Source organism: Aulosira sp. FACHB-615 (assembly GCF_014698045.1).
Lineage (GTDB): Bacteria > Cyanobacteriota > Cyanobacteriia > Cyanobacteriales > Nostocaceae > Nostoc_B.
In genome coordinates, this window is the sequence record NZ_JACJSE010000003.1 from 148,739 (window position 1) to 173,431 (window position 24,693).

Genomic DNA, 24,693 nt, shown 5'->3' on the forward strand with positions numbered 1-24,693 from the left:
TCTGCGCCTCTGCGCCTCTGCGTGAGATAATTCATCCTGCATTTATGCAGCACCAAACTGTGCTAATAATGTCTCCACACTCGCATTATGATCTAAAAAAGAAAACAAATGGCGATAAAGTAATTTGCCATCTTTATCTAACACAAACTGCGCTGGTAAAGGCGCTCCCAAAGCTTGCCCAACTCGATATCTCCGAAATACTTGGCAACTGGGATCACTTAACAAAGGCATTTTTAAGCCTAAATCTTGGACAACTATTTGACTCTGCTTTTCATCAGTACTTGTAATCATTAATACTTCAATACCACGTTTTGTAAATTCCTCATAGTTTTCATTCAAAGCTTTAATATGGGGATAACAAAACGGGCAGTATTGCTTTTCGGTAAAGATACGAGTAAACGCCAGTAATACTGGTTGCTTACCACGATAATCTGATAATTTTACTAAATTACCGTTAGTAATATCCGGTAGTTGAAAATCTGGTGTGCCTATTTCTAAATGAAAGTAACTAGTTGCGGGTATTGGCAAAAAGTTACGGAAAAATCGCTCATTAAATAAGCCTCTAAAATCAGTTGAAGTTAGCATAACAAGCCTCACAATAATAATTTCGTGTTTTTGTTTGAAATATTGATAATGGATATATCCATTTTATCCTCCTATCATTATCCTATCCTGCTTCCCGATGTAGCATACAGATGAGAAAAAATAGATAACAGACACCATTACCTACTCAACTTTTGGTGTTTCCTCAGAATTAGTTGTTTCTTGTTGATTGCTAGACTGTAAAGTCTCACGAGTTATTAAAAACTTTTTACCTAAATCTGTAACACAAAAATATTTAGTTAAATCGATTGGTTGTCTACCATAATCGCTTGCTTTCACCAAATCGCTAATATAACCAGAATTAGTCTGAATTAATTTCAAATCTCGCAAACGTCTTAATTCATCAGCGACCTTTTCTGACACATAAAAGTTATAGTTAGTATTTGCTTGTAAATGCTGATCAAGTTGAGCAATCTTTTCATAATCTTTATCTCCTAATAAAAAATTATACATAAACGCTTGCATTTCTTCTAAGTTTTTTTGTTGCTTTTCTAACTGTTCTAGTTGTTGTGCTTGCAGTTCATCGATTTCTTTTTTCTGTTTATTGACTTCTTGCTTTAGTTCCCTAAACTTAGCTGTAATCCCACCTTCTTTAGAAATACCAAAATCCTCTAATCTATTGAGCAAATTAGAGTTGAAAAATAAAATAATAGCAATAACTAAAATATCAGGAATTTCTATTTTTCTGGGCTGTTGTCCTTCTTTAAAAAAGATGGGACTAATTAAGCTAAATATCAGATATCCTAATGCTAATAGCGAGACAATTTCAATCCACCAATTTCTGCGAGCTTTATTCTGATCGTCCTGTGGTTTCTGCTTTGTTTGGTTTTGATTATTTTCTTGATTCATCAGTGACTACTTTTAATTTAATAAGACAGAAACACGGTATAAGGAAATTGCAACGTATTTTTTATACCAATTCCATGAGAGGCTACATATCAACGTAGGTTGTGCAATTCCCAAAAATTATAAATTAATAAGTCAGCAAATTTTTAGCATTGCCCACCTTACCTTAATAGGATTTACGCAACTCGCATATTTTTTCTGTAGGGTGTGTGACGCGACGAGAAGATTTGAACGGAGTCATCAGATTTATAGCGTCACGCACCAACCACCAATTATGACACTTACGTAAGTCTCGCTTAATCGCAATAAAGTAGCAGATGTAAGTTGATAAGATGTAACCGTATTTTTTTGTAATTTACAAACCCATGACAGTACGATAATGAGCTTCAATCTCCACGACAGTTGGCGAATAACGCTGAATATCCCACTGACTGCGTTGGAATAATTCTTGTCGCAACTCATCAACATTAATCTTAGTTACTTGATGATTATCTACTATTTGTTTGCCATTTACCCACACACTATCAACAGCGTTTGTCGGTCTACCTAAAACTAATAGACCGATGGGATCAGTCCGAGGTAATAATGATAAACTGGTCAAATCATAAAGGACTAAATCAGCTTGTTTACCAACATTTAAAGAACCAATTTTATCTGACATATTCAAACCTTTAGCACCACCCAAAGCTGCCATTTCTGTTGCTTGTCGGGGTGTAATCCAATATTGATAATCTCGTTCTGTGGTGTTGTGCAGAATTGAACCAATTTTAATCGCTTCTAATAAATCTTGGGAATCATTACTCGAAGCACCATCACAACCAAATGTGACATTTACTTGAGCTTGGCGATATTTTAAAATTGGCGCAATTCCACTGCCTAAACGCAAATTACTTAAGGGATTATGCACAACTGTAGATTGAGTTTCGGCGAGAATTTCAATATCCAATTCATTTAACCACACACAATGGGCGAGAGAAGTCCGATCGCCTAAATAACCCAGGCGTTTAAGATGTTCAACAGCACTACAACCGTATTTTTCCTGGGCGAGTTTTTCTTGGGCTTTGGTTTCCAACAAATGGGAGTGACGACATAAATTATAGCGATCGCTCAACTCAATACAACCAGTAAATAAAGCATCACTACACAACTGAATCCCCGTAGGCGCAACTAAAATACTCACCCCTTCATCCGGGCGATGAAATTGTCTAACGGCTTCCTCCACAAGTGCTAAAGTTTCCGCAGTCGAACGAAAATAAGGCTCGTGGTTACGTTCATTTTCCCCAGAAGGAATACCGGCGGTTAAAGATTCATCTTGAATTAACGGTGCAATAAAAGCCCGAATCCCAATTTCTCGGTAAGCGCGAACCGCCGCCGTGATGGTTTCTAACTCTTCCCCAGGAATCAGTACCAAATGATCTACAACACTCGTACCCCCAGATAGTAAAGTTTCTACCGCCGTTCCCAAGGCGCTGAGATAGACTTTTTCTGTGTCGAGGGGGGGGAAATCATACAACTGCGCCAACCATAATTCTAAGGGCAAAGGCGGAATAATTCCCCGTTGCCACTTTTCCGAAGAATGGGTGTGGGCGTTAACAAAACCGGGTAGTAGTAGCTTATATTCGCCGTTAACTGCCGTCCCCACAACATCAAGATGAGGTGCGATCGCTGCAATTTTACCATCTACAACCTGCACATCTGTGGTGGAGTACCCATCATCAGTAGAAATTAAGACATTTTTAATAGTAAAGTTCACGATTTAAACCTTGATTAAGTAATTGAACGCTCTACCTGTTTTCAAGTTACAAAATAGAAATAGGTGTTGGGTGTTGCAAATTTATGAATCAGCCTCTGCGGACTTTGGGAGTTGCGCCAAATGCTTGGATGGTAGATCATGCGATCGCAGATATTACCCGTTCTCCCAAAAACCCACAACCCGTTATCTTAACAACCGAAACTAAAACCCTGCGCCTTGACTTGGCAAAAGCCGCAATTCTTGTTATTGACATGCAAAACGACTTTTGTCATCCCGATGGCTGGTTAGCGCACATTGGCGTGGATGTGACTCCCGCACGTCAACCCATTGAACCGTTAAATAATTTACTGCCCAAACTGCGTCATGTTAACGTGCCGGTAATTTGGGTAAATTGGGGTAATCGTCCCGACTTACTCAATATCAGTGCGGCTTCCCGTCACGTCTATAACCCTAGCGGTGATGGTGTGGGCTTAGGCGACTGCTTACCCAAAAACGGTGCTAGGGTATTAATGGCAGGTAGCTGGGCAGCAGCCGTAGTTGATGAACTACCACAGTTACCCGAAGATATCCGCATCGACAAATACCGTATGAGTGGCTTTTGGGACACACCCTTAGATAGTATTCTGCGGAATTTGGGAATTACTACAATATTTTTTGCTGGTGTGAATGCTGATCAATGTGTATTAACTACACTCTGTGACGCTAATTTTTTAGGATATGACTGCATTTTAGTTAAAGATTGTACCGCGACAACTTCACCCGATTATTGTTGGTTAGCAACCTTATACAACGTTAAACAATGCTTTGGTTTCGTCACCGATTCCCAAGCAATTTTCACAGCTTTAAGCCACCCCAAATTAACAGGAGAGGATGATTAAGATGCACTCTACTCGTTGCGTAATTCCTGTTATTAAATCTCCCAAAGATTATCAAGCATACCGCATCAGCCCTCATGATAGTAATCGATTAGCAATTATCTTTGATTCCACCAACGCCAATACTTCTTTAACTTGTTGTGTAGAAATATTTGATGTGGGTGGACAGACACCGCCAAATCGTCATCAATGGGCAGTAGAAATGTTTTTTATTCTCAAAGGTGAAGGAGTAGCTATTTGTGATGGTAAAAAAGTCGCTATTAAAGCCGGAGATAGTTTATTAGTACCGCCCACAGGCACACACTTAATTAAAAATACAGGCTCTAGCCGCCTGTATACCTTAACAATTATGGTTCCAAATGAAGACTTTGCTGAATTAATTCGCAGTGGCACACCTGTAGAATTAGATGCAGAAGATATGGCAGTATTTGGCAGGTTAGATACCTTTATGCCTTATTGAATAAAAATTCAGAGAATTTTAGAAAATTGTAGGGTGCGTTGAAGCAAAGCGTAACGCACCTTATTGGCATTGCAAGTCTAACTATGTTGCTTTTTACGGGAATTTACGGCAATCTGGATGTAGTCACTGCCTATAGCGTCTATGTTTGATGCCTTCTTAGCTCACAATAGTCAGTTGTAGGTGGCTTTGGGTGGTCGCTTTCTCTTCTCTCGCGCAGAGACTTGTAAAGTGTATCACGCCCTAACGGGAAGTCAAAAGTCAAAAATCAAAAGTCAAAAGATTATCTTTCCAGAAGTAGCGACTGTCTTAAAAATCAAGCTCATCATTTTATCTTTTTTCAATAAACCTCATCATGAGTGCCAATATCAACTAGCACGATCTCATCCTCATCAGATGTAAGGTTGGGTGTAGCGATAGCGATAGCGTAACCCAACCTTACTATTTTCTAAAGGAAAAAGACTCATCATCAAATCTGTTTCCTGTCACCTGTTTCCTATAATGTATCCATTGCCACCTGTGCCTGTGGATTTTATGCTTAGATTATATGGTTTGAAAAATTTTGTTACTACTATGTCCATAAAGTTATCAGGTCAGTTTAGTACATTGTCGATAATGCCTTTATTTTTGGGAAGTTCCTTGGCGATGATTTCCCAGATTTATCCAGCCCAAGCACAAATCAACAATCATCATCTTTTGTTGTCACAACAAACAGTCATTGAAACTTTACCACCACCGCCAGATACTTCCGTTACCCCAGATAATCAACAAACTTTGCCCCAAATACAACCAGGGCAAATTGAGCAATATGATTCTACTCCTTTTCCCTACCCATCTACAGATAATCAGTCTCAACAAAATCCTGTATTAATTCAACCGAGTCAGCCCAATCAATATAGCCAAAACTTTGAACGTTACTTTGTCTATGTTGACAGTGATAATTACCAAACACTGCAAAGAGTCCGGCAAATTGAACCAGAGGCTTACATCCGTCCATATCAAGGACGTTCGATTATTCAGTCAGGAGTGTTTAACAGGCGATCTAACGCTGAGGATCGGGTGAGACAACTAGAATTTTCTGGTATTCGTGGTGCAAGAATTGTCAGCTTTTCTAACGGGCAGGAAATACAAAATTTTAGCAGTAGTAATAGTAGCAGCAATTCTCAAAAGAGAAGTAATCGGTATTATGTTGTGATTCCTGGGAGAACTCAAGATTTACCTGTAATTGCTAATACAATCATCCGTAAAAGTGGCTATTCTAGCTTAGTGCAAGAAAGACAAAGACCCTTTGGCCCTCATGTAGCTGTAGGGCCATTTGTGGAACGGGGTGATGCAGATAGATGGAATAGATATGTCCGGGATTTAGGATTTGGTGATGCGAGGGTTTATTACGCTAGGTAAGTGCTGAGTGCCGAGTTCTGAGTTAAAAGTAAAGAGTAAATATCTGGAGATTTTTTGAATAATTCAGAATCTAGAAGTGATGCCATGATACTAATTCTGTATGAATATGCACTGAATTAAAGAACGAACCGCAAAGGGCGCATAGACGCGATAGCGGCTTCCCGCAGGGTAGAACGCAAAGAAAGAAGAGATAAAAGATTAAGTGCAGCCTCACATAGAATTGGTATGAGCTTGTCGAAGGGTCAGAATTGCTCAGAGTTTGTTAATCAGTAATAATCAATTTGTTAGCAGAATATTGATGAATTAATAATTCTGGCTTCTGACTCCTGACTTCTGAATTCTCTTTCACTAACTTTTAACTCAACTCCTATCAGCAACTAAATCTGGAAATTTATAACAATGCCAAACCCGTCTCTTATTCAGATCAACCACGCGCAAAACAGACAAGAATATACTGCACAAGTTGTAGTCACGTCCGTGCAGATGCGGGACATTGAAGAACGGATTTTTGCCGTAGGTATGCCTGTAGCTGCTTTGATGGAAAAGGTCGCTGGACTGATTGCCCTGCGCGTGCAGCAGTTATTTCCTTTGTCTGATAATTTATGCCGTGTAGGTATTTTAGTTGGCCCTGGTCATAATGGTGGGGATGCTTTGGTTGTAGCCCGTGAATTACACTTTCGTGGGTATGAAGTTTGGATATATTCGCCTTTTTCTAAGTTAAAAGAATTAACTGCACAGCATTTACAATATGCTCAAAGTTTGGGTATTTCTTGTTATCAAAATATTGAACAATTACCGAATTGTGATTTTTTAATTGATGGTTTATTTGGATTTGGGTTAGAAAGACCGCTTACTGATGCGATCGCTTCTACAATTAATCAATTCAATGAATGGCAACAACCGATTATTAGTATTGATATCCCGTCTGGGTTGCATACCGATACCGGAGAAGTTTTAGGAACGGCAATTCGCGCTACTTACACATTATGCTTGGGTTTGTGGAAGTTGGGTTTATTGCAAGATCATGCTTTAGAGTACGTCGGCAAAGCAGAGTTAATTGATTTTGATATTCCCGTGGCAGATATAGAAGCTGTATTGGGAAATACACCCAAAATTAGACGAATTACTAGAAAAACTGCACTTTCTACTTTACCTTTGCCACGTCCAGCAGTAACCCACAAGTATAAAGAAGGACATCTATTATTAATTTGTGGTTCGCGGCGTTATGCTGGTGGGGCAATTTTAACAGCGTTGGGGGCGCGGGCTAGTGGTGTGGGAATGCTCTCTGTAGCGGTTCCTGAATCATTAAAATATCTTCTGGTGTCACATTTACCGGAAGCATTAATTATTGGTTGCCCAGAAACCGAGACAGGGGCAATTTTAGAATTAACATTACCAGAGAATACTAATTTAAGTGCTTTTAGTGCGATCGCCTGTGGCCCTGGTTTAACCCGTGAAGCTACTCCCATTGTGCAGCAAGTTATTGAGAGCGATCGCACCTTGCTTCTTGATGCCGATGGTTTAAATATTTTGGCACAGCTAGACACTATCCCCACTTTACAAACACGACAAGCGACAACTGTCCTCACTCCCCACACAGGTGAATTTCACAGGTTATTTCCCAACGTATCAGATGCCAAACACGACAGAATCAAAGCCGTCAGAGAAGCCGCAGCCCAAAGTGGCGCAGTGGTATTGTTAAAAGGCGCGAGGACTGCCATTGCCAATTCTCAAGGTAACGTCTGGATTAATCCTGAAAGTACCCCAGCCTTAGCCCGTGGTGGTAGTGGTGACGTGTTAACTGGCTTACTGGGTGGTTTATTGGCACAAGCAACAAAAAAACAAATTCCTGTAGAAGATATCGTCGCTACTGCTGCTTGGTGGCATTCCCAAGCCGGAATATTAGCAGCCCAAGAACGCACAGAACTAGGTGTAGATGCCCATACATTGACGCAATATTTAATGCCGAGTGTGAAGTATGGAGTATGAAGTATGAAATTTTACTTAGTGTATTTACGAGGAATTGTTGAGTAAAAAAACTAGCCTCTAGCCCCTCACCCCACATCATTCCTAAACTTTACACTTCAGTCGGGCATCGCTACTCCAGCATGATCGGGGTTCACTGCTTCAGTTTCGGGCGAAATGATAGTATTAATAGAGTTTCAATATCAAACGTAAAATAAAAGCAAATCTTTTAGTAGATTTATTTCATCTACGTTTTTGTGTTTTTGAGTGAATTTTCATTTCCTACCCATCTCCTACTAAAAAAGCTGGGTTAGGTTAAATTCTTATAATCAATACCAAAGCTATATTTCCCATCCCCCTTGATTTAGTTCCATAACCGCCATGTTAAAACTCCTGTTGGGCGATCCCAACGCTCGTAAACTGAAAAAATACCAACCTTACATCACGGAAATTAATCTCTTAGAGGAAGAAATTAAAGCTCTCTCTGATGAGGAATTAAAAGGTAAAACCGGAGAATTCAAACAGCGTCTTGCGAAAGGCGAAACTCTGGATGATATTTTGCCCGAAGCATTTGCCGTGGTTAGAGAAGCAGGACGGCGAGTCTTAGGGTTGCGACACTTTGATGTCCAGATGTTGGGCGGTATCATCCTGCACTCTGGGCAAATTGCGGAAATGAAAACTGGGGAAGGCAAAACCCTGGTAGCAACCTTACCTAGCTATTTAAATGCTCTCACGGGTAAGGGTGTCCACGTCGTGACTGTCAACGACTACCTAGCTCGTCGGGACGCGGAGTGGATGGGACAGGTGCATCGCTTCCTCGGCTTGAGTGTGGGACTCATTCAGGCGACCATGAACCCCAGCGAGCGCCAAAAGAACTACGAATGTGATATTACTTACGTTACCAATAGTGAAGTCGGCTTTGACTACCTGCGCGACAACATGGCCACTTCAATGGCTGATGTGGTGCAACGTCCGTTTAACTATTGTGTCATTGATGAAGTAGACTCAATTTTAATTGATGAAGCCCGTACACCATTGATTATTTCTGGTCAGGTAGAAAGACCGACAGAAAAATATTTACAAGCGGCGGAAATCGCCCTGACACTGAGAAAAGATGACCATTACGAGGTAGATGAAAAAGCTCGTAACGTGTTGCTGACTGATGAAGGCTTTGCGGAAGCAGAAGAGCTTTTAGGTGTCACAGATTTATTTGACCCGGAAGATCCTTGGGCGCACTTTGTATTTAACGCGATTAAAGCCAAAGAATTGTTCTTAAAGGATGTCAATTACATCGTTCGTAATGGTGAGGTCGTCATTGTAGACGAATTTACCGGACGGGTATTACCGGGACGGCGCTGGAGTGATGGTCTACACCAAGCCATTGAAGCCAAAGAACACGTAGAAATTCAGCCCGAAACTCAAACTCTAGCCACAATTACCTATCAAAACTTGTTCTTGCTGTATCCCAAATTAGGCGGGATGACAGGAACAGCCAAGACTGAAGAAGCTGAGTTTGAAAAAATTTACAAACTAGAAGTCAGTATCATTCCGACTAACCGCATCAGAAAACGGCAAGATTTGTCGGATTTGGTGTTTAAGACAGAGGCGGGTAAATGGACAGCGATCGCCAGAGAATGTGCCGAAATGCACGAACTTGGTCGCCCTGTACTCGTAGGAACCACTAGTGTCGAAAAATCAGAATATCTCAGCCAACTCCTCAAACAAGCTGGTATTCCCCACGAATTACTCAACGCCCGCCCCGAAAACGTGGAACGGGAAGCGGAAATTGTCGCCCAGGCAGGACGGAGAGGTGCTGTTACCATTGCGACCAATATGGCGGGTCGAGGTACAGATATTATCCTCGGTGGTAACTCCGAATACATGGCGCGGTTGAAATTGCGGGAATATTTTATGCCACGCATTGTCCAACCAGAAGACGAAGATGTGTTTGGTGTACAGAGGGCGAGTGGTAGTTTACCTGGTGGACATGGTGGCGGCCAAGGTTTTGCCCCAGGGAAAAAAGTCAAAACTTGGAAAGCTTCACCAGAAATTTTCCCCACCCAACTTTCTAAAGAAACCGAAAAACTACTGAAAGAAGCGGTAGATGTTGCAGTCAGGGAATATGGCGATCGCAGTTTACCAGAACTAGAAGCGGAAGATAAGGTGGCAGTGGCAGCCGAAAAAGCACCCACCACAGACCCAGTAATTCAGAAGTTACGCGAAGCATACAACCGCATTAAGCACGAGTACGAACAGTTCACAGACAGCGAACACAATAACGTCGTCGAAATCGGTGGTCTGCACGTAATAGGTACAGAACGCCACGAGTCACGCCGCATTGACAACCAGTTGCGGGGACGCGCCGGACGACAAGGAGACCCTGGTTCCACCAGATTTTTCCTCAGTTTAGAAGATAACTTATTGCGGATCTTTGGTGGCGATCGCGTTGCAGGCTTAATGAACGCCTTCCAAGTCGAAGAAGATATGCCTATTGAGTCGGGAATGCTGACTCGCAGCTTAGAAGGCGCACAGAAAAAAGTCGAAACCTACTACTACGACATCCGTAAACAAGTATTTGAATACGACGAGGTAATGAACAACCAACGTCGCGCCATCTACGCCGAACGCCGTCGGGTATTAGAAGGGCAAGACTTAAAAGAACAAGTCATCAAATACGCTGAAAAAACGATGGACGACATCGTTGACTACTACATCAACCCAGATTTGCCCTCAGAAGAATGGGAATTAGAAAAACTGGTTGAGAAAGTCAAAGAATTCGTCTACTTGCTATCAGATATGCAGGCAAATCAACTAGAGGATATGTCTGTCAGCGAGATTAAAGCATTCCTCCACGAACAGGTGCGAATTGCCTACGACATGAAAGAAGCGCAAATTGACCAAGTGCAACCAGGACTGATGCGTCAAGCCGAACGCTTCTTCATCTTGCAGCGTATTGATACCTTGTGGCGCGAACACCTGCAACAAATGGATGCTTTACGCGAGTCTGTAGGTTTGCGTGGTTACGGTCAAAAAGACCCGCTAATTGAATATAAGAGCGAAGGTTATGAACTATTCCTCGATATGATGGTCAACATCCGCCGAGATGTAGTTTACTCCTTGTTCATGTTCCAACCCCAGCCTCAGCCAGTGGTGCAAACATCATCGGAAATGGTGTAGCAGAGTTATTAAATATCTCACGCAAAGGCGGCAGCGCGTTACGGGGTTTTCTCCCGTTGTAGCGACTGCCGCACAAAGTTTTTTGAATGATAAAAATTAATAATCCTTAATAGCCTGCACTACTAAGGATTCCTTAAAAATAAAAATACTCACAATCCAAACCGTCTCTTAAAAATCATCCAGAAACTGACTGAGACGACTAATCACAGGGTCAACATCTTCAGAAGGTGCAGCAGCGTAGGTAGTGTTAACCATTTCCATTGCGGGGACTGTTGACACTACAGGCGCTGGCGCTGGTGAAGTTGGAGGCTGATGGTGAATAATCTGCGGTCGCTCTGTCACCAAAATTGCGAGATGCGCCATCTGTTGCGTGAGTTGCACAATATGGCGTTCCATCGCCTCCAAACGATTCGATTCTTTAGCGAAAAAACGTTCCTCTAGGTCAGCCACTTGGCGTTGCAGTTCATCGATTTTCTGTTCAACCGACTCTGCGGCTATTGGTTTGGAAGCAGGTTTAACAGCTTCCGGGACACATAAAAATTGCCATAGGGCTTCTTTACAGAGGTCGCTAAAAGTCTTGTCTGGTTGAGGCTCTAAATGGCTTTCTACCAGCGACAACAAGCTTTCATCTGCAACTTCTGGGTTGAACGTCACCGATTTAACTACTTTTTTTGACCATTGGAACATTGACTTTAAGACCTAGCAGCACGAACGGCGGATAATTGCGCCTCTCCATAAATATACTGCCCCAAGGCGTTAGCTTGGCGAGATGGTGCAGCTAGATGGGCGTTGATTTGAGCATCTTTTAACAGACGTTGCACATCTTCCCAGAAGAATTCGCCGCCGCCGCCTGTGATAATCACATCAGTCACACGCTCAGGTAGCCAAGCAAGGACACGGCTGCAAATATCACGGGAAAACATCTCAATCAAGTTGGGGAGAAAATCATCCAGGTTGGCAGGCTTGCTAGAGCCTTTGGGACGATAGAAACGTTCTCCTCTAGGTTTGTTCACCGCAGAAATGAGTGCTAGAGATTGGCTGTCTGCGCCTTCAATTTCTTTCGCTACCATTTCATAGAATTTGCTCATCCCAAAATCTTCACTCTTAGAAGCACCACGAGCGAAGCGGAAATTATCTACCATCAACAAATCGATGGTTTGATGTCCAATATCGACAATAGCGGCTGATACTTTGGTAAAGTCGGGGCTGCCTGCACCTTTTTTGGGTTGAGCTTCACACCAAAGAAGACTACCGTAACCTTCAGGCATTACCCAAACTTTATTGATGTTGAGAGAGACACTTTCGCCTCTAAAATTCATCACGTGAGGGCCAGTCAGCTGACTGATGATCTGGGCTTTTTCTTTTTCAAACTGCTCCAAAGAGAGGAAGGGTAGACCCAGGACGATGGAAATTTCGTCTTTTAGCTTGAAGTAGCCAGCACAAGCTAAAACTTTAGCCAATGCGTCTTCTACCTTAGATTTACCAACTCCAAGGTTTGCGCCAAAATCGGCGGCGAGTTGACCGACTGCATAGCCACTGCCTTGATACTCCAGCCACAAGTCCATTAAAGGATCTGTCGCACGGGCTTCAAAAATACCTCCCCGGACTTCTTCCATTGACATTTGTTTGACATTGGCGGGGATGAAAACCACATTACCGGGTTCGCGGCTGACAGAAGTCTTGGTTGATGTTCTGCCTAAGTCCACACTGAGAATAGCCTTGCCAGAACTGCCATTTGTTTTAACAGGAGTAGCAGTATTAATTGGGGTAGCGGCTGAAACCCGGTTGAGTGGGATAGCAGCAGCATTCATTGGGGTAGCGGCGGAAGGTTGGTCTGTCATGAAAGCTCCTAGTCCTTTCTTAACTGTCAAAATTTAACTTGCTCATCTTACATACAAACATGCGAGATACCAAAAATTCTAGGTTTCGTCAAGTGTAGCTAAAAATACGCCTAATGCTGATTTAGGCGATCGCAAATTCAGCATTATTTGGCATAGTGTAGGCGAATTTTTACCAGATGTAACCCCCCAACTTTAAATAAACTTTAAATCAGGGTGGTGTATTTTAGTGTCTAGTCCGTTTCTGCCTACGCTTGAGTATCCAGACCACAAATGCCAAAACCAAAGTCCCAAGCACAATTTTTGATACTGGGGCAAGGTACTTGTCCACAAGTTCATACTGGCTACCCAAAATATACCCTGAGTATGTTAACAAACCTACCCAGGCAGCACTACCCAAGGTTGTATAAAATAAAAATGGTAGCAGAGGCATATCGCTAATGCCTGCTGGCACGGAAATCAATGTACGGATTCCCGGTACAAGACGACCAATTAACACTGCTTTGCTACCTTGAGAATCAAACCAATGCTTTGCTTTGGTAATATCTTTGCTGGATATGGTTAACCACTTACCGTACTGATCCGCCCATCGTTTTAGGCGCTGTTCGCCCAAAAACTTACCAGGATAGTACCACACAAGTGCGCCAGCTACAGAACCTACAAGTCCGGCAAAAAATACTCCCAGAATATTTAATCGGTCTGGTGTTGCCCTAGCGGTAAATCCTGCCAGTGGCATAATCAATTCTGAGGGAATTGGGGGAAACAGGTTCTCTACAAACATTAACAGTGCAATTCCTACGTATCCCAAGGAATTGATCGTATTAGTAATCCATTCAAGCATTGAGTATATTCCTAAAACTGCGGCACAAGTTTGTTTGCCTAATCTAGCCTTAATCTTCTTAAAACTTTACTGATAATCCGTCATCTCTGGGGTAATGATTAGCCAAATTTTAGGGGCGCAATAATTACGCCCCTAAGTATTTTATGTATTCAATTGAACAAAACTATTAGATTGTGGAAGTTAAGGATTGAACTCTCGATTCTGACTGCCAGTCTAATGGGTTGAATACTCTATCTTCCAAAGCCATTTGCTCAATTAAACTAGCTAGTCTCAGAGCTTTTAGCGCCTGCTCACCACCAACGGAAGGTTGATTACCACCGTGAACACAGTTGATAAAATGTTCTAGTTCTGCACTCAAAGGCTGAATATTGGTGGTAGAGACTTTTTCGATCAAACCATCTTGTTTGTAAAGTAACTGACGATTGTCAGTTAAATTGGTGGTTGTTTGGCGATGAACCAGAATTTCGTTCTTGAGAAAATCTGCTTCCGTAAAGGAGTTTTTGCAATGAGCAACAATGCGCCGAATCTTTTTGTGCGTGACTTTACTGGCTGTCAGCGTAGCAACAATACCATTGGCAAATCCCAAGGTGGCTGTGACGTAATCTAAATAACCAGAATCTAAAGCACGAGTACCACTGGCTGTCAGTTTGACAACTGGAGAGGCGGCTAGTTCTAGCATTAAGTCAATGTCGTGGATCATTAAATCCAGCACGACTGAAACATCATTGGCACGATGGGAGTAAGGACTCATCCGGTGAGCTTCCAGCGCCAGCAATTCTTCGGTTTTCAGGACTTTGCTGAGTTCTTGAAATGCAGGATTGAATCGCTCAATATGACCTACTTGTAAAATGCACCCTGATTCTGCGGCTGCATTGACGAGGGATTCTGCTTCCGAAATACTAGCAGCGATCGGCTTTTCAATTAAAACGTGAATTCCCGCTAATAGGCAATTAATCCCCACGGCATAATGCAGGCGAGTCGGTACGGCGATGCACACTGCTTCCACATGGGGTAGCAAGTCGCAATAATCTTCAAAAAAACGCACCTTGTATTTGCTGGCGGTTTCTAAGCCTCGTTCAACATTGATATCTGCCACACCGACTAGTTCAACATCTTTCATTGAACTCAAGACGCGGGCATGATGTTGTCCCATGTTACCCACCCCGACTACACCCACGCGAATCGGTCGTGGCTGATTGCGCTGTGTGTATGAATTTGATTCTGCCACTGACATGCTATTTTGCACTATTGTTCTCTCCTCAACCACCAAATTTAGAGACGCTGCGGCCGTTGGCAATTATACTGAACAGCCAGTTATGATCCGTCTAAAACCATCCAGATGGTAACATAGAGGCTCTGTTTATGAAGAATTTCAAAGTTTGCGATAGTTCCCGCAATCTGGCTGTCTTTTTTCTGTTCAGTTCTAAATCAATCAGGTTTTTGCTCTTAACACAATAGCTAATGTGTTTTTTTATTAACTTTAAACACAAAATCAATTTTTAGTGAAAGTTTCTCAATCTTAGTCAGAGTATTGGATACCAGGAAATTTACCATCTTAATAACGTTGTAAATAAATAATTTTCCTGTCAGTAAAATTACAAAAATAGCTACCATAACACTTCAAGAATAGTCCAGTTTATAAACTGGTACAGTATGGAAAAAAAATCGAGTGGTCAGGCTGGCTGACAGTTTTTTTAATTATGATGTTTTGGCAATGAGAAATCTAAAAATTGGCAGCCAAGATGAAAGCCGTAATTTTGTTGTCTGGGGGATTAGACTCTTCTACTGTACTTTATCAAGCCAAAGCAGATGGTTGTGAGTGCTACGCCATTTCTTTTGATTATCAGCAGCGACATCGCCGAGAGTTAAACTCAGCGATGCTGGTGGCGCAAACTGCTGGTGTAGAAGAACATCAGGTGGTGAATTTTGACTTACGCAAATGGGGTGGTTCAGCACTGACAGATGAAAAAATCGATGTTCCCCAAGCCCGTTCCTTGGAGGAGATGTCAGAAAATATTCCTATAACCTACGTACCTGCACGGAACACGATATTTTTAAGTTTTGCCTTGGGCTATGCGGAAGCGATCGCAGCTGAACGTGTGTACATTGGTGTGAATGCCTTGGATTATTCCGGCTATCCTGATTGTCGTCCTGACTACATCCAGGCAATGCAAGAAGTTTTTCGCCTGGGAACCAAACAAGGACGAGAAGGTGATGCAACTGCGATCGTTGCCCCTTTGATTCATCTCAAAAAAACCGAAATCATCCAACTTGGTAACAAATTAGGCGTTCCTTGGCACTTAACTTGGTCTTGCTATAGCGGTGGTGATATTGCCTGTGGAGTCTGTGATTCTTGCCGCTTGCGACTAGCAGCTTTTGAAGAACTGGGATTACAAGATCCACTGGCTTATGCTGCGGGAGTGGGGAGTGGGGAGTGGGGAGTGGGGAGTAGGGAGTAGGGAGTAGGGAGTGGGAAAGGGGGTGGACAAGGGTGAGGGGGTAGACAAGGTTGAGAGGTAAGGTATAAATCTTACTTCCTTGTCCTCCTTGTCCCCCTTGTCTCCCTTGTCCCCCTTGTCTCCCTTGTCTCCCTTGTCTCCCTTGCCCCCTTCCCCCCCTACAACAAGCGTTGCACCTGAATCTGATGCAGCCTTGGCCCGACAATTGAGACTATGGTGAACTGAAGATTTTCGTATAAAAAGATTTCACCTTTGGTTGGCATTTTCTGTAATTGATAAAGCACAAAACCGCCTAAAGTTTGATATTCCCTAGCTAGAGGCAAACTGAGATTTAAGACTTCGTTGAGGTCTTCGAGATTAATTTGTGCTTGTACTAAAAATGTGTCTTGATCGACAATTTCAATTAACAAGTCTTCGTTGTTTTCCCGTTCCCCTGTATTGCCAATAATTTCACCAATCACGTCTTGAATGGTCACTAGCCCTACAGTCCCACCAAACTCATCGACGACAATGACCATAGCTGGTTTTTCTTGCTGCATCATGGGCAAGAGTTCACTCAAGGGTGTGTTTTCTGGGACAAATCGGGCGGGACGCATCCACGGTTGGAGATGGGATGTTAAAGTGAGTTTCTCTATTGCCAAGGGTTGGGCTAAGTCTCGAAAGTAAACAATCCCGCGAATGTCATCTAAAGATTCGCCAATAATGGGGTAGCGGGAGTGACCAGTCGTGGTCATTTCCTGGAGTAAATGCTGGAAGGTTGCATCTTTGGGTAAAGCAATAATGCCATTGCGAGGAATCATTACGTCTTGGGCGGTAACATCGCCAAATTCAAAGACATTATTCAGCAGTTGGCGTTCAGAATGTTCTAAACCTGTAGATTCTCGTTCTGTGGCAATGATCATCTGTAATTCTTCCGATGTTACAGGCGGTCTCCAACTTTGACCTGTGTATTCAATGCCAAAAATGCGTAACAAACAAAAAGTTGATTGGTTGAGAATCCAGATAAAGGGACTGAAAAAACGAACGATCGCTTTAACTGAAGGGCCTAAAAATCGTGCTAATTGTTCAGAATAGAGTAGAGCCAGTGATTTTGGGCATAATTCCCCCAAGACAATTTGCAGATAAGCTACCAAAAAAAAGGCCAGGGGAATTGATAGCGAATGGGAAATAAACTTAGTGGTCGTTGCTGGTAACGGCCAAGATTTCAGCCATGTGTTTACCAGCACCACAATTGTACTTTCACCAATCCACCCCAGTGCCAAACTCGAAAGGGTAATGCCTAACTGTGTTGTTGATAGCAGCCGATCAATACTGCGTTGTAGTGTTTCAACTGCGATCGCTTGTATGTCACCAGCCTTGACTAACTGATGAATCCGCGATCGCCGCACTGTCACCATCGAAAACTCTGCCGTCACAAAAAAGGCATTGATGGCAATCAGTAGTAGTACTGATAATAATCGCAACCCTACATCTGCCCAAGTTAAACCAGGAAAACCAATCACTGCCTAAACTCGTGTAAACTCTCTTAAAGTAAAAAGGTAAAAGGTAAAAGTAAAAAGATTCTTTTGCCTTTTTACTTTTGACTTTTTACTTTCCCGTCTTTACCTTGCTACAGGGATGTCAGCGACATCTAACTTGAGTTTTTGTGCAGGATAATCTGTCAAAGACAAAGAGACTTTGTTCACATCATCCAGTAAAGCTGTAGGAATAATCACTGTACCGGAAAATGTCGGCCCATTTGCGGGTAATTCTGCGGGTAAACCTTCTGTACTAGCACTCAAGGTTCTGCCTTTGTCGTCGGTCACATCTAAGAAACTATACAAAAAGCGCACAGAATCCTTACCTTTGTTCTGCATTTTCACTTTTAGAAGTAAATCGCCTCCAGAGTAACGCGCCGATTGCACCGCAAACGTCACACCTTCACTTTCCGCACTCACCGGAAATCCTGGTTGGGGTTTTTCTTCAACTGCTTCCTGTGGCTTTTCTTGAGGCTTCTGTTTTTTATTGATTTCTTCGTCTTCGTCGTCTAATTTTTCTGATTGGTTAGCTTTCGCCTTACCGTCAATCCGAGATTTAACAATTTTTAATATTTCTTCTTCTTTTAATAAAGTTACGCCTGGCTGTTGGGAGTTATTGGTCTTAGCACTGGCGAATTTGGTTGTCGGGCGACCATCTGGAGTTGATACTCCTTTGAGAGCTAGACTGCCCAAATTGAACCCTAAAAACGCGCTGACAGACCCTGCGCCCAACATCAGGATTAACAAAACCAAAGTCAGTATTACAGTAGAATTTATTTTCATCGCTGACAAGCTGTTGCTGAAGAATGCTGGTCTATATTAAGAGCATTGAAGTTATGTACCTCAATCCTTAAACGAACTTCATCAATCATAGTGTGCATAATTTCATAATTAAATTATGTAGTATAAAAATCTGATAAACTGTGGTAAAAAGGTAGACAATTGGCAAACTTGAGATAAAATTAATATTCGACCAGGGTTGGCCGAGCGGTTGAGGCAGCGAACTCATAATTCGCCCAAGGCAGGTTCAACTCCTGCACCCTGGATTTTTTAAGTGCTGAGTGCTGAGTTGAAAGTGCTAAGTAATAAGTTCTTTTAAGTGATGACTCTAGCCGTTGTATGCCAAAGTTAATTTAACTCCATAACCCCCTTTAACTACTCAGCACTCAGCACTCAGCACTCAGCACTCAGCACTCTAAAAGCGGAATTCTGTACCGACTTTGAGTTTGTCACTATTTAAGCGAGGAGATGACAGTAAGGAACTATCATAAGGGTTGGGTAAATCTGGTGTGCGTAGATAAGGGTCATTACCGGCTTGCTGAGTCATAACATCTCGATAGAGGGTGTTCATTAACTCAGCATCACGGGCTATTTCATTTTCTGGGAAAGTATTGCGAAAACCGGAACCATTACCGAGAAAATTGTGTAACTGACGTTTGGCTGTGTTATTTTCATAAAAATTGCGATCGTGACGGAAATAAGCTCGCTCAAAAGCTTCATTAGCTGTTTCATAATTAGGTGTATCTGCTTCAGCAGAAGCCACAGCCGGAAAAATTAAACCAGTAGCTAAAAGTACCACAAGACCACCAAAGGATTTAAATTTTATACCCATTCCCTTAACTCCTCAATTTTGAGCGAATCTTAACTTATGCTTAATTGCAGAACTCTGATGAGTTCAACCTTTGGTGTAGCACAACTGATTATCATTTGTAATGACGCATTCTACTGAAACCCTTACTCCGGCTGATATTTGGGCCACCACTGCTGACTTAGCTACTTTGCGCCACAAGCTACTAGACTTGTTTTGCCAACTCGCCTATCAAGAAGGTGATTTTGTGCTGGCTTCAGGACTACGTAGCACCTATTACATTAATAAAACCCAGGTAACACTCCATCCCCAAGGCGCTTTAGCCGTTGGACGTTTACTATTTCCCTTACTACCTGCGGATACTGAAGCTGTGGCAGGTTTAACACTAGGCGCTGATCCTATTGTGACAGCAGTGAGTGTGGTTTCTGTTTATGAAAACCGACCCATACCAGCACTAATTATTCGCAAAGAAGCCAAAGGTTACGGAACGAAAGCTTATATTGAAGGGCCGACTTTGCCTGAAGGTGCAAAAATCGTCGTTTTGGAAGATGTGGTGACAACTGGTCAGTCGGCTTTAAAAGCGGTAAATCGGCTGAAAGATGCAGGATATACTGTCGAGCAAGTAATTGGACTGGTAGACCGCAAGCAAGGAGGCGCAGAACTTTACCAGTCTGTTGGTCTAAAGTTTGAAGCGTTGTTTGGAATTGAAGAAGTTCAACAACGCTATCGGGAATTAGCTGGTTAATTGACTCTAGAACGAAGTTTAGATCCCCGACTTTTTCAAAAAGTCGGGGATCTAATACCAAATTATAAATTTAGTGGGGCGATCGCTCCAAATCATCCTCTTCTTTTTTCAGTAATTCCCACATTAGAAAAGCAAACTCCATCACAATTCCTGAACCAGGGATGAACCAGTCAGCAATTAGGGGAATCAGAAAAAATGCGATCGCCATCAGCTTTTTAGCTTTCATTTACTTTGCCTCAAACGCTGAAGCAACGGTAAATTTGGGGTAGTGGGAGGAAGCAAAAGCGGCTTTCTGTGGGTGGTGATGCGTGAATTTGCGGAGATTTGAGTTTGGGGATGCTAGATTAAGTTTGGGGAATCCCGAAACTTTGTCGCAAATTTGGGCAAGAATAACCTATGGCGCGTGTTAGCTATGGTGATGAAGTCGAAGCGCGGGTAAGGAAACTTTTAGAAAGGTTTTTGGCTTATGCCAATAACGAGTTAGAAGACGGTGAACTTTATAAAATTGCCCTGAATTGGGAAACGCCGCAGCAAGTAATAGTGAGAACACAGCTAAGAGTTCTGGCAGAACTTAGCGTTTTAACTAAAGAAGAAGTCAGGGAAGCATTAAAACGACTCGAAGATTTTGTAAACATTCTCGAAGATTTGCGCGTACAAAAGCGAGGCTCAGAAGAGTGGTATTTCCGGCTAAAACTTTGGCATGATAAAAGCGATAAACACGCGAATTTGCAGAAATTTGATGCAGAATGGCAAAGCCGAAGAGAAGAATTACCAGGCGTACAGCGTGAGAAGGCTAAAAAAACTCAATCCTCGCCTACCCGTTACGAAAATCTTCCCTTCAGTGGGGTGGTGGAATTTGTCGGGCGAGAAACGGAATTGCAAAACCTCCATCGTTTGTTGCGGGAAAATCAACAGGTAGCCATTGCAGCTATAGCGGGGATGGGTGGAGTTGGGAAAACAGAATTAGCTTTGCAATATGCCAATTCGCACCGCGTCACCTACCAAGGCGGAATTTGCTGGTTGTCTGCATTGCAGGATGTAGGAGTGCAACTGGTGGATTTTGCTCGTAATAAGCTGCTATTGAACATCCCAGATGATTTAGATTTAGTTGGGAGAGTCCAACACTGTCTAACAAAATGGACTGAAGGTGAGGTTTTACTGGTAATTGATAACGTAACTAACTATCGAGATGAAGTTAGGTGTTATTTAGATTCTGTTCCTTCGCGGTTTAAGCAGTTAATTACCACGCGGGAAAAATTACAACCGCCGATAGTGCGTTTAGATTTAGATGTGCTGACACCAATCGCGGCGATGCAGTTATTAAAATCTATAGTTGGTAGAGAAAGGCTGCGACGTGAGGCGTTAGTTGCGAGAAGACTTTGTAAGTGGCTGGGATATTTGCCCTTGGGTTTAGAATTAGTCGGGCGTTATTTGTTGGGTGATGAGGAGTTATCCCTAGCGGAAATGCTGCAAGACTTGGAAAATGAGCGTTTGAAGAATCCGGCTTTAGTCGAAGTTCCCCAAGAAATGAAGACTGAATTGGGTGTTGCTGCTGCTTTTGAATTGAGTTGGCGACGGTTGCGAGAAAATGCCCAACATTTAGGCTGTGTTCTGAGTTTATTTGCTTTAGCTCCAATTCCTTGGGAGTTGGTGGAGGGGATAACAATAAATAATGAGGCTCAAAATTGGAAACAAGCCAGACGTGAGTTGTTACAGTTACATCTAGTTCAGCCTAAAGGTGACGGAACTTATCAACTTCATCCTCTATTGCGGGAGTTTTTTCAAGATAAGCTGGAAGATTTAGAGCAGAAAGAAGAATTTAAGCGAAGTTTTTGCGGAGTTATGGTAACAGTTGCTAAAAATATTCCTGAAATTCCCATTCTTGAGCAAATTAAGAATGTCGCCCCAGCAGTACGTCATTTAGAAGAAGTAGCAAACAATCTCATTCAGTATGTCAGCGATGATCATTTAATTTGGCCATTTATTGGCAATGCTCGATTTTACGAAGGTCAGGGATTGTATGATAAAGCAGTACCTTGGCGTGAGTCGTGTCTAGAAATCACTAGAAAACGCTTGGGAGAAGAACATCCAGATGTCGCCACTAGCCTCAACAACCTTGCGAAACTCTACCGTTCCCAAGGTAGATACAGCGAAGCCGAACCCCTTTACATCAAAGCTTTGGAACTTAGGCGCAAACTGCTGGGAGAAGAACATCTAGATGTCGCAGAAACCCTCAACAACCTAGCGGTACTCTACCGTTTGCAAGGCAGATACAGCAAAGCCGAACCCCTTTACATCAAAGCTTTGGAACTCAGGCGCAAGCTGCTGGGAGATGAACATCCAGATGTCGTACAAAGCCTCAATAACCTAGCGGTACTCTATAGTTTCCAAAGCAGATACAGCGAAGCAGAATCCCTTTACATCAAAGCTTTGAAACTCAGGCGCAAACTGCTGGAAGAAGAACATCCAGATGTCGCACAAAGCCTCCATAACCTAGCGGGACTCTACAACTTACAAAACAGATACAGCGAAGCCGAACCCTTTGCTATCCAAGCTTTGGCACTCTACCGCAAGCTATTGGGATATGAACATCCATTTGTTGCACAAAGCCTCAACAACCTTGCGTTAATTTACAGTTTGCAAAGCAAATACAGCGAAGCCGAACCCCTTTTGAACGAAGCCTTAGAACTCACGCGCAAGCTGCTGGGAGATGAACATCCAGATGTCGCACAAACCCTCAATAACCTCGCATTACTCTACAACTTACAAAACAGATACAGCGAAGCCGAACCCCTTTACATCCAAGCTTTGGAACTCAAACGCAAGCTACTGGGAGATGAACATCCAGATATCGCCACTAACCTCAATAACCTAGCGTATCTCTACCGTGACCAAGGCAGATACAGCGAAGGAGAAACCCTTTTCATCGAAGCTTTGGCACTCAGGCGCAAGCTGCTGGGAGATGAACATCCAGATGTCGCACACAGCCTCAAGAATTTAGCCGCACTCTACTGTGACCAAGGCAAATACAGTGAGGCGGAAGCCTTATACATACAAGCATTAGATATTTTTGAGCGTCGATTAGGCGCAAATCATCCTAATACTGTTGCGGTGCGTCAAAGTTTAGCAGATTTGCGCGACTCTTGAAAACCACAACAGTAATTTTGAGTCTCAGATCATGATTTTATCTCGCGCAAAGGCGCAAGGGCTTTGTTTTAAATGAGAATGTTCTTGTTCTGAAGTCGGAGTTTCATGTTCGGAAGTCGGAGTTTCGTGTTCTGAACTTGGAGTTTTGTGTTCTGAAGTCGGAGTTTTGTGTTCCGAACTCGAAGTTTTGTGTTCTGAAGTGAAATGATGGTGTTCTGAAGGCGATCGCTCTACCTTTTTACTCAAAGTTTCGTGTTCGTAAGTACAATGATGGTGTTGTGAAGGCGATCGCTCTACCTTTTTACTCAAAGTTTCGTGTTCGCAAGTACAATGATGGTGTTGTAAAGGCGATCGCTCCACTTATTTACTCGAAGTTTCGTGTTCGCAGGTGCAATGATGGTGTTATGAGGGCGATGTCTGACGACAAGCCGCCAGCGTCTACGCTCCTGTTCAAAGTATAAAACGAGAGGCGATCGCTTACAAGGGTCATGGTGGAGAGTAAAATTAGCTTACTTCAATGGTGCGATCGCTCTCACTTTTCATCTCATCAATGGCTTTCTTGAGTTCATCTTTGGTCAATCTGTAATTAAATGTCATACAGTAGATTCGATGTTTATAAGGTACAGCAACTGATTGAAAAAAGTAATGAGTAATGAATAATGAGTCAGAAATTTACTTATTACTCATGGTGTACCGCACTTACTTCAAAAGTGCGGTAAATTCTAATGCAATGCAATTATGCTTGAGCTTTACTGTATTGATCCTATGTAGTTAATTGAGGGTTGGACTCTACCAGAAGTTGAAATGAATTAACCTTTTTTCGTTAAGAATGTTCACAATTTTCATTTCAGCTTAATTCTTCTAGTAGAGGATAGAGCTAATGAGAAATGCTTATACTGCAATTACCAAGCAATGAATTAATAAGCCCATAGTTTCACAGCAGCTATGGGCTGTTTCTTCTGTTTTTACTTATCTTTATTTCGGCATACACCAAAAGAAATGGCAACGATGGAACTACCACTTCAGGCTATGAATAATTAATGCTGATGATAGATTGGTTGTACATATTGAACTTGTTAATCTGTAATTGTCAGAAAAAACATTAATACAAACAAAAAACATTATGAACATTCTTGCTTGGATTATCTTAGGCTTAATTGCTGGTGCTATTGCTAAAGCTATCTACCCTGGGCATCAAGGTGGCGGTATTCTGGGAACAATTTTGTTAGGTATTATCGGTGCGTTTATTGGTGGTAGCTTAGGAGTATTTTTCAGTACGGGAAATTTTGCCCTCGCGGCTCCAACTCTTAGTATACCTGGTATTTTAGTGGCAGTTTTGGGTGCAATTATCGCTGTCTTTTTGTGGAATTTGTTAACTCGTCGCAGTGCTGTTTAATTGATGTAATTGACTGTAATTTATATTAAATTTCAGGAAGTTGATTTTACTATTTTTTCCTGAATTTATTTGAAAAATAATAGCG

21 protein-coding genes and 1 tRNA gene are annotated in these 24,693 nt (G+C 42.3%); 10 read left to right on the forward strand and 12 right to left on the reverse strand.

Features of this window, described 5'->3' with window-relative positions; all coding sequences use genetic code 11:
* Positions 1-42 precede the first annotated feature (42 nt).
* From H6G77_RS05460 to H6G77_RS05470, 3 genes are all read right to left on the reverse strand, one after another.
* Positions 43-585: a peroxiredoxin gene (locus tag H6G77_RS05460; protein WP_190871025.1), complete on the reverse strand. Its 543-nt coding sequence runs from the start codon at positions 583-585 to the stop codon at positions 43-45.
* Positions 586-726: 141 nt separating this feature from the next.
* On the reverse strand, positions 727-1,452 hold the full coding sequence (locus H6G77_RS05465; RefSeq protein WP_190871026.1) for a hypothetical protein: 726 nt from the start codon (positions 1,450-1,452) through the stop codon (positions 727-729).
* 352 nt (positions 1,453-1,804) lie between these two features.
* A complete protein-coding gene (locus tag H6G77_RS05470; RefSeq protein WP_190871027.1) occupies positions 1,805-3,202 on the reverse strand; it encodes an amidohydrolase in 1,398 nt (465 codons plus the stop codon).
* An 83-nt stretch (positions 3,203-3,285) separates the two neighbouring features.
* Here H6G77_RS05470 and H6G77_RS05475 point away from each other — a divergent pair, with 83 nt between their 5' ends.
* The 5 genes from H6G77_RS05475 to secA all read left to right on the forward strand — a co-directional run bounded on the left by H6G77_RS05475 (position 3,286) and on the right by secA (position 11,077).
* A complete protein-coding gene (locus tag H6G77_RS05475) occupies positions 3,286-4,080 on the forward strand; it encodes a cysteine hydrolase family protein (RefSeq protein WP_190589898.1) in 795 nt (264 codons plus the stop codon).
* A 1-nt stretch (position 4,081) separates the two neighbouring features.
* Positions 4,082-4,537 carry a cupin domain-containing protein gene (locus H6G77_RS05480; RefSeq protein ID WP_190589899.1) on the forward strand — a complete coding sequence of 152 codons (456 nt, stop codon included), beginning with the start codon at positions 4,082-4,084 and terminating at the stop codon, positions 4,535-4,537.
* A 570-nt stretch (positions 4,538-5,107) separates the two neighbouring features.
* On the forward strand, positions 5,108-5,935 hold the full coding sequence (locus H6G77_RS05485) for a hypothetical protein (RefSeq protein WP_190589900.1): 828 nt from the start codon (positions 5,108-5,110) through the stop codon (positions 5,933-5,935).
* A gap of 399 nt (positions 5,936-6,334) precedes the next feature.
* Complete coding sequence (locus H6G77_RS05490) at positions 6,335-7,924, forward strand: NAD(P)H-hydrate dehydratase (protein ID WP_190871028.1); 1,590 nt, start codon at positions 6,335-6,337, stop codon at positions 7,922-7,924.
* A gap of 357 nt (positions 7,925-8,281) precedes the next feature.
* Positions 8,282-11,077: a preprotein translocase subunit SecA gene (gene secA / locus H6G77_RS05495; RefSeq protein ID WP_190670209.1), complete on the forward strand. Its 2,796-nt coding sequence runs from the start codon at positions 8,282-8,284 to the stop codon at positions 11,075-11,077.
* A 168-nt stretch (positions 11,078-11,245) separates the two neighbouring features.
* Here the strand turns inward: secA and H6G77_RS05500 are convergent, their stop codons facing one another.
* The 4 genes from H6G77_RS05500 to H6G77_RS05515 all read right to left on the reverse strand — a co-directional run bounded on the left by H6G77_RS05500 (position 11,246) and on the right by H6G77_RS05515 (position 15,002).
* The gene (locus H6G77_RS05500; protein WP_190589903.1) at positions 11,246-11,764 is read right to left on the reverse strand and encodes a plasmid segregation centromere-binding protein ParR; all 519 of its coding nucleotides are present in this window, start codon (positions 11,762-11,764) and stop codon (positions 11,246-11,248) included.
* A gap of 5 nt (positions 11,765-11,769) precedes the next feature.
* A complete protein-coding gene (locus H6G77_RS05505) occupies positions 11,770-12,918 on the reverse strand; it encodes a ParM/StbA family protein (protein WP_190589904.1) in 1,149 nt (382 codons plus the stop codon).
* Positions 12,919-13,141: 223 nt separating this feature from the next.
* On the reverse strand, positions 13,142-13,756 hold the full coding sequence (locus H6G77_RS05510; protein ID WP_190589905.1) for a DedA family protein: 615 nt from the start codon (positions 13,754-13,756) through the stop codon (positions 13,142-13,144).
* A gap of 166 nt (positions 13,757-13,922) precedes the next feature.
* Complete coding sequence (locus H6G77_RS05515; RefSeq protein WP_190871029.1) at positions 13,923-15,002, reverse strand: Gfo/Idh/MocA family oxidoreductase; 1,080 nt, start codon at positions 15,000-15,002, stop codon at positions 13,923-13,925.
* 496 nt (positions 15,003-15,498) lie between these two features.
* On the opposite strand from H6G77_RS05515, the gene queC reads away from it, so the two are divergent.
* Entirely contained in the window at positions 15,499-16,215 is a 717-nt protein-coding gene (gene queC / locus H6G77_RS05520) for a 7-cyano-7-deazaguanine synthase QueC (RefSeq protein ID WP_190871030.1), read from the forward strand.
* Positions 16,216-16,373: 158 nt separating this feature from the next.
* On the opposite strand, the gene H6G77_RS05525 is transcribed toward queC, so the two are convergent.
* A complete protein-coding gene (locus H6G77_RS05525; RefSeq protein WP_190871031.1) occupies positions 16,374-17,717 on the reverse strand; it encodes a hemolysin family protein in 1,344 nt (447 codons plus the stop codon).
* A gap of 99 nt (positions 17,718-17,816) precedes the next feature.
* Positions 17,817-18,515, reverse strand: coding sequence for a hypothetical protein (locus tag H6G77_RS05530; protein WP_190589909.1), 699 nt, complete (start codon positions 18,513-18,515; stop codon positions 17,817-17,819).
* 190 nt (positions 18,516-18,705) lie between these two features.
* Between H6G77_RS05530 and H6G77_RS05535 the strand changes: the two genes are divergently transcribed.
* Positions 18,706-18,778 (forward strand) — tRNA-Ile (locus tag H6G77_RS05535).
* A 149-nt stretch (positions 18,779-18,927) separates the two neighbouring features.
* On the opposite strand, the gene H6G77_RS05540 is transcribed toward H6G77_RS05535, so the two are convergent.
* Positions 18,928-19,344, reverse strand: coding sequence for a hypothetical protein (locus H6G77_RS05540; protein ID WP_190589910.1), 417 nt, complete (start codon positions 19,342-19,344; stop codon positions 18,928-18,930).
* Between the two features lie 100 nt (positions 19,345-19,444).
* On the opposite strand from H6G77_RS05540, the gene pyrE reads away from it, so the two are divergent.
* On the forward strand, positions 19,445-20,065 hold the full coding sequence (pyrE, locus tag H6G77_RS05545) for an orotate phosphoribosyltransferase (RefSeq protein ID WP_190589911.1): 621 nt from the start codon (positions 19,445-19,447) through the stop codon (positions 20,063-20,065).
* Between the two features lie 70 nt (positions 20,066-20,135).
* Here the strand turns inward: pyrE and H6G77_RS05550 are convergent, their stop codons facing one another.
* A complete protein-coding gene (locus tag H6G77_RS05550) occupies positions 20,136-20,291 on the reverse strand; it encodes a hypothetical protein (protein WP_190871032.1) in 156 nt (51 codons plus the stop codon).
* Between the two features lie 170 nt (positions 20,292-20,461).
* Here H6G77_RS05550 and H6G77_RS05555 point away from each other — a divergent pair, with 170 nt between their 5' ends.
* Positions 20,462-23,212: a tetratricopeptide repeat protein gene (locus H6G77_RS05555; protein ID WP_190871033.1), complete on the forward strand. Its 2,751-nt coding sequence runs from the start codon at positions 20,462-20,464 to the stop codon at positions 23,210-23,212.
* 24 nt (positions 23,213-23,236) lie between these two features.
* Here the strand turns inward: H6G77_RS05555 and H6G77_RS05560 are convergent, their stop codons facing one another.
* Complete coding sequence (locus tag H6G77_RS05560) at positions 23,237-23,572, reverse strand: hypothetical protein (RefSeq protein WP_190871034.1); 336 nt, start codon at positions 23,570-23,572, stop codon at positions 23,237-23,239.
* 763 nt (positions 23,573-24,335) lie between these two features.
* Here H6G77_RS05560 and H6G77_RS05565 point away from each other — a divergent pair.
* Positions 24,336-24,608 carry a GlsB/YeaQ/YmgE family stress response membrane protein gene (locus H6G77_RS05565; protein WP_190589914.1) on the forward strand — a complete coding sequence of 91 codons (273 nt, stop codon included), beginning with the start codon at positions 24,336-24,338 and terminating at the stop codon, positions 24,606-24,608.
* The last annotated feature ends 85 nt before the right edge of the window (positions 24,609-24,693 follow it).

Excerpts from the sequence above, each read along its gene's own strand:
- H6G77_RS05460 (WP_190871025.1), bottom strand. The coding sequence starts at position 585 with ATGCTAACTTCAACTGATTTTAGAGGCTTATTTAATGAGCGATTTTTC.
- H6G77_RS05465 (WP_190871026.1), bottom strand. The coding sequence starts at position 1,452 with ATGAATCAAGAAAATAATCAAAACCAAACAAAGCAGAAACCACAGGAC.
- H6G77_RS05475 (WP_190589898.1), top strand. The coding sequence starts at position 3,286 with ATGAATCAGCCTCTGCGGACTTTGGGAGTTGCGCCAAATGCTTGGATG.
- H6G77_RS05480 (WP_190589899.1), top strand. The coding sequence starts at position 4,082 with ATGCACTCTACTCGTTGCGTAATTCCTGTTATTAAATCTCCCAAAGAT.
- H6G77_RS05485 (WP_190589900.1), top strand. The coding sequence starts at position 5,108 with ATGTCCATAAAGTTATCAGGTCAGTTTAGTACATTGTCGATAATGCCT.
- H6G77_RS05490 (WP_190871028.1), top strand. The coding sequence starts at position 6,335 with ATGCCAAACCCGTCTCTTATTCAGATCAACCACGCGCAAAACAGACAA.
- secA (WP_190670209.1), top strand. The coding sequence starts at position 8,282 with ATGTTAAAACTCCTGTTGGGCGATCCCAACGCTCGTAAACTGAAAAAA.
- H6G77_RS05500 (WP_190589903.1), bottom strand. The coding sequence starts at position 11,764 with ATGTTCCAATGGTCAAAAAAAGTAGTTAAATCGGTGACGTTCAACCCA.
- H6G77_RS05505 (WP_190589904.1), bottom strand. The coding sequence starts at position 12,918 with ATGACAGACCAACCTTCCGCCGCTACCCCAATGAATGCTGCTGCTATC.
- H6G77_RS05510 (WP_190589905.1), bottom strand. The coding sequence starts at position 13,756 with ATGCTTGAATGGATTACTAATACGATCAATTCCTTGGGATACGTAGGA.
- queC (WP_190871030.1), top strand. The coding sequence starts at position 15,499 with ATGAAAGCCGTAATTTTGTTGTCTGGGGGATTAGACTCTTCTACTGTA.
- H6G77_RS05530 (WP_190589909.1), bottom strand. The coding sequence starts at position 18,515 with ATGAAAATAAATTCTACTGTAATACTGACTTTGGTTTTGTTAATCCTG.
- H6G77_RS05540 (WP_190589910.1), bottom strand. The coding sequence starts at position 19,344 with ATGGGTATAAAATTTAAATCCTTTGGTGGTCTTGTGGTACTTTTAGCT.
- pyrE (WP_190589911.1), top strand. The coding sequence starts at position 19,445 with ATGACGCATTCTACTGAAACCCTTACTCCGGCTGATATTTGGGCCACC.
- H6G77_RS05550 (WP_190871032.1), bottom strand. The coding sequence starts at position 20,291 with ATGAAAGCTAAAAAGCTGATGGCGATCGCATTTTTTCTGATTCCCCTA.
- H6G77_RS05555 (WP_190871033.1), top strand. The coding sequence starts at position 20,462 with ATGGCGCGTGTTAGCTATGGTGATGAAGTCGAAGCGCGGGTAAGGAAA.
- H6G77_RS05565 (WP_190589914.1), top strand. The coding sequence starts at position 24,336 with ATGAACATTCTTGCTTGGATTATCTTAGGCTTAATTGCTGGTGCTATT.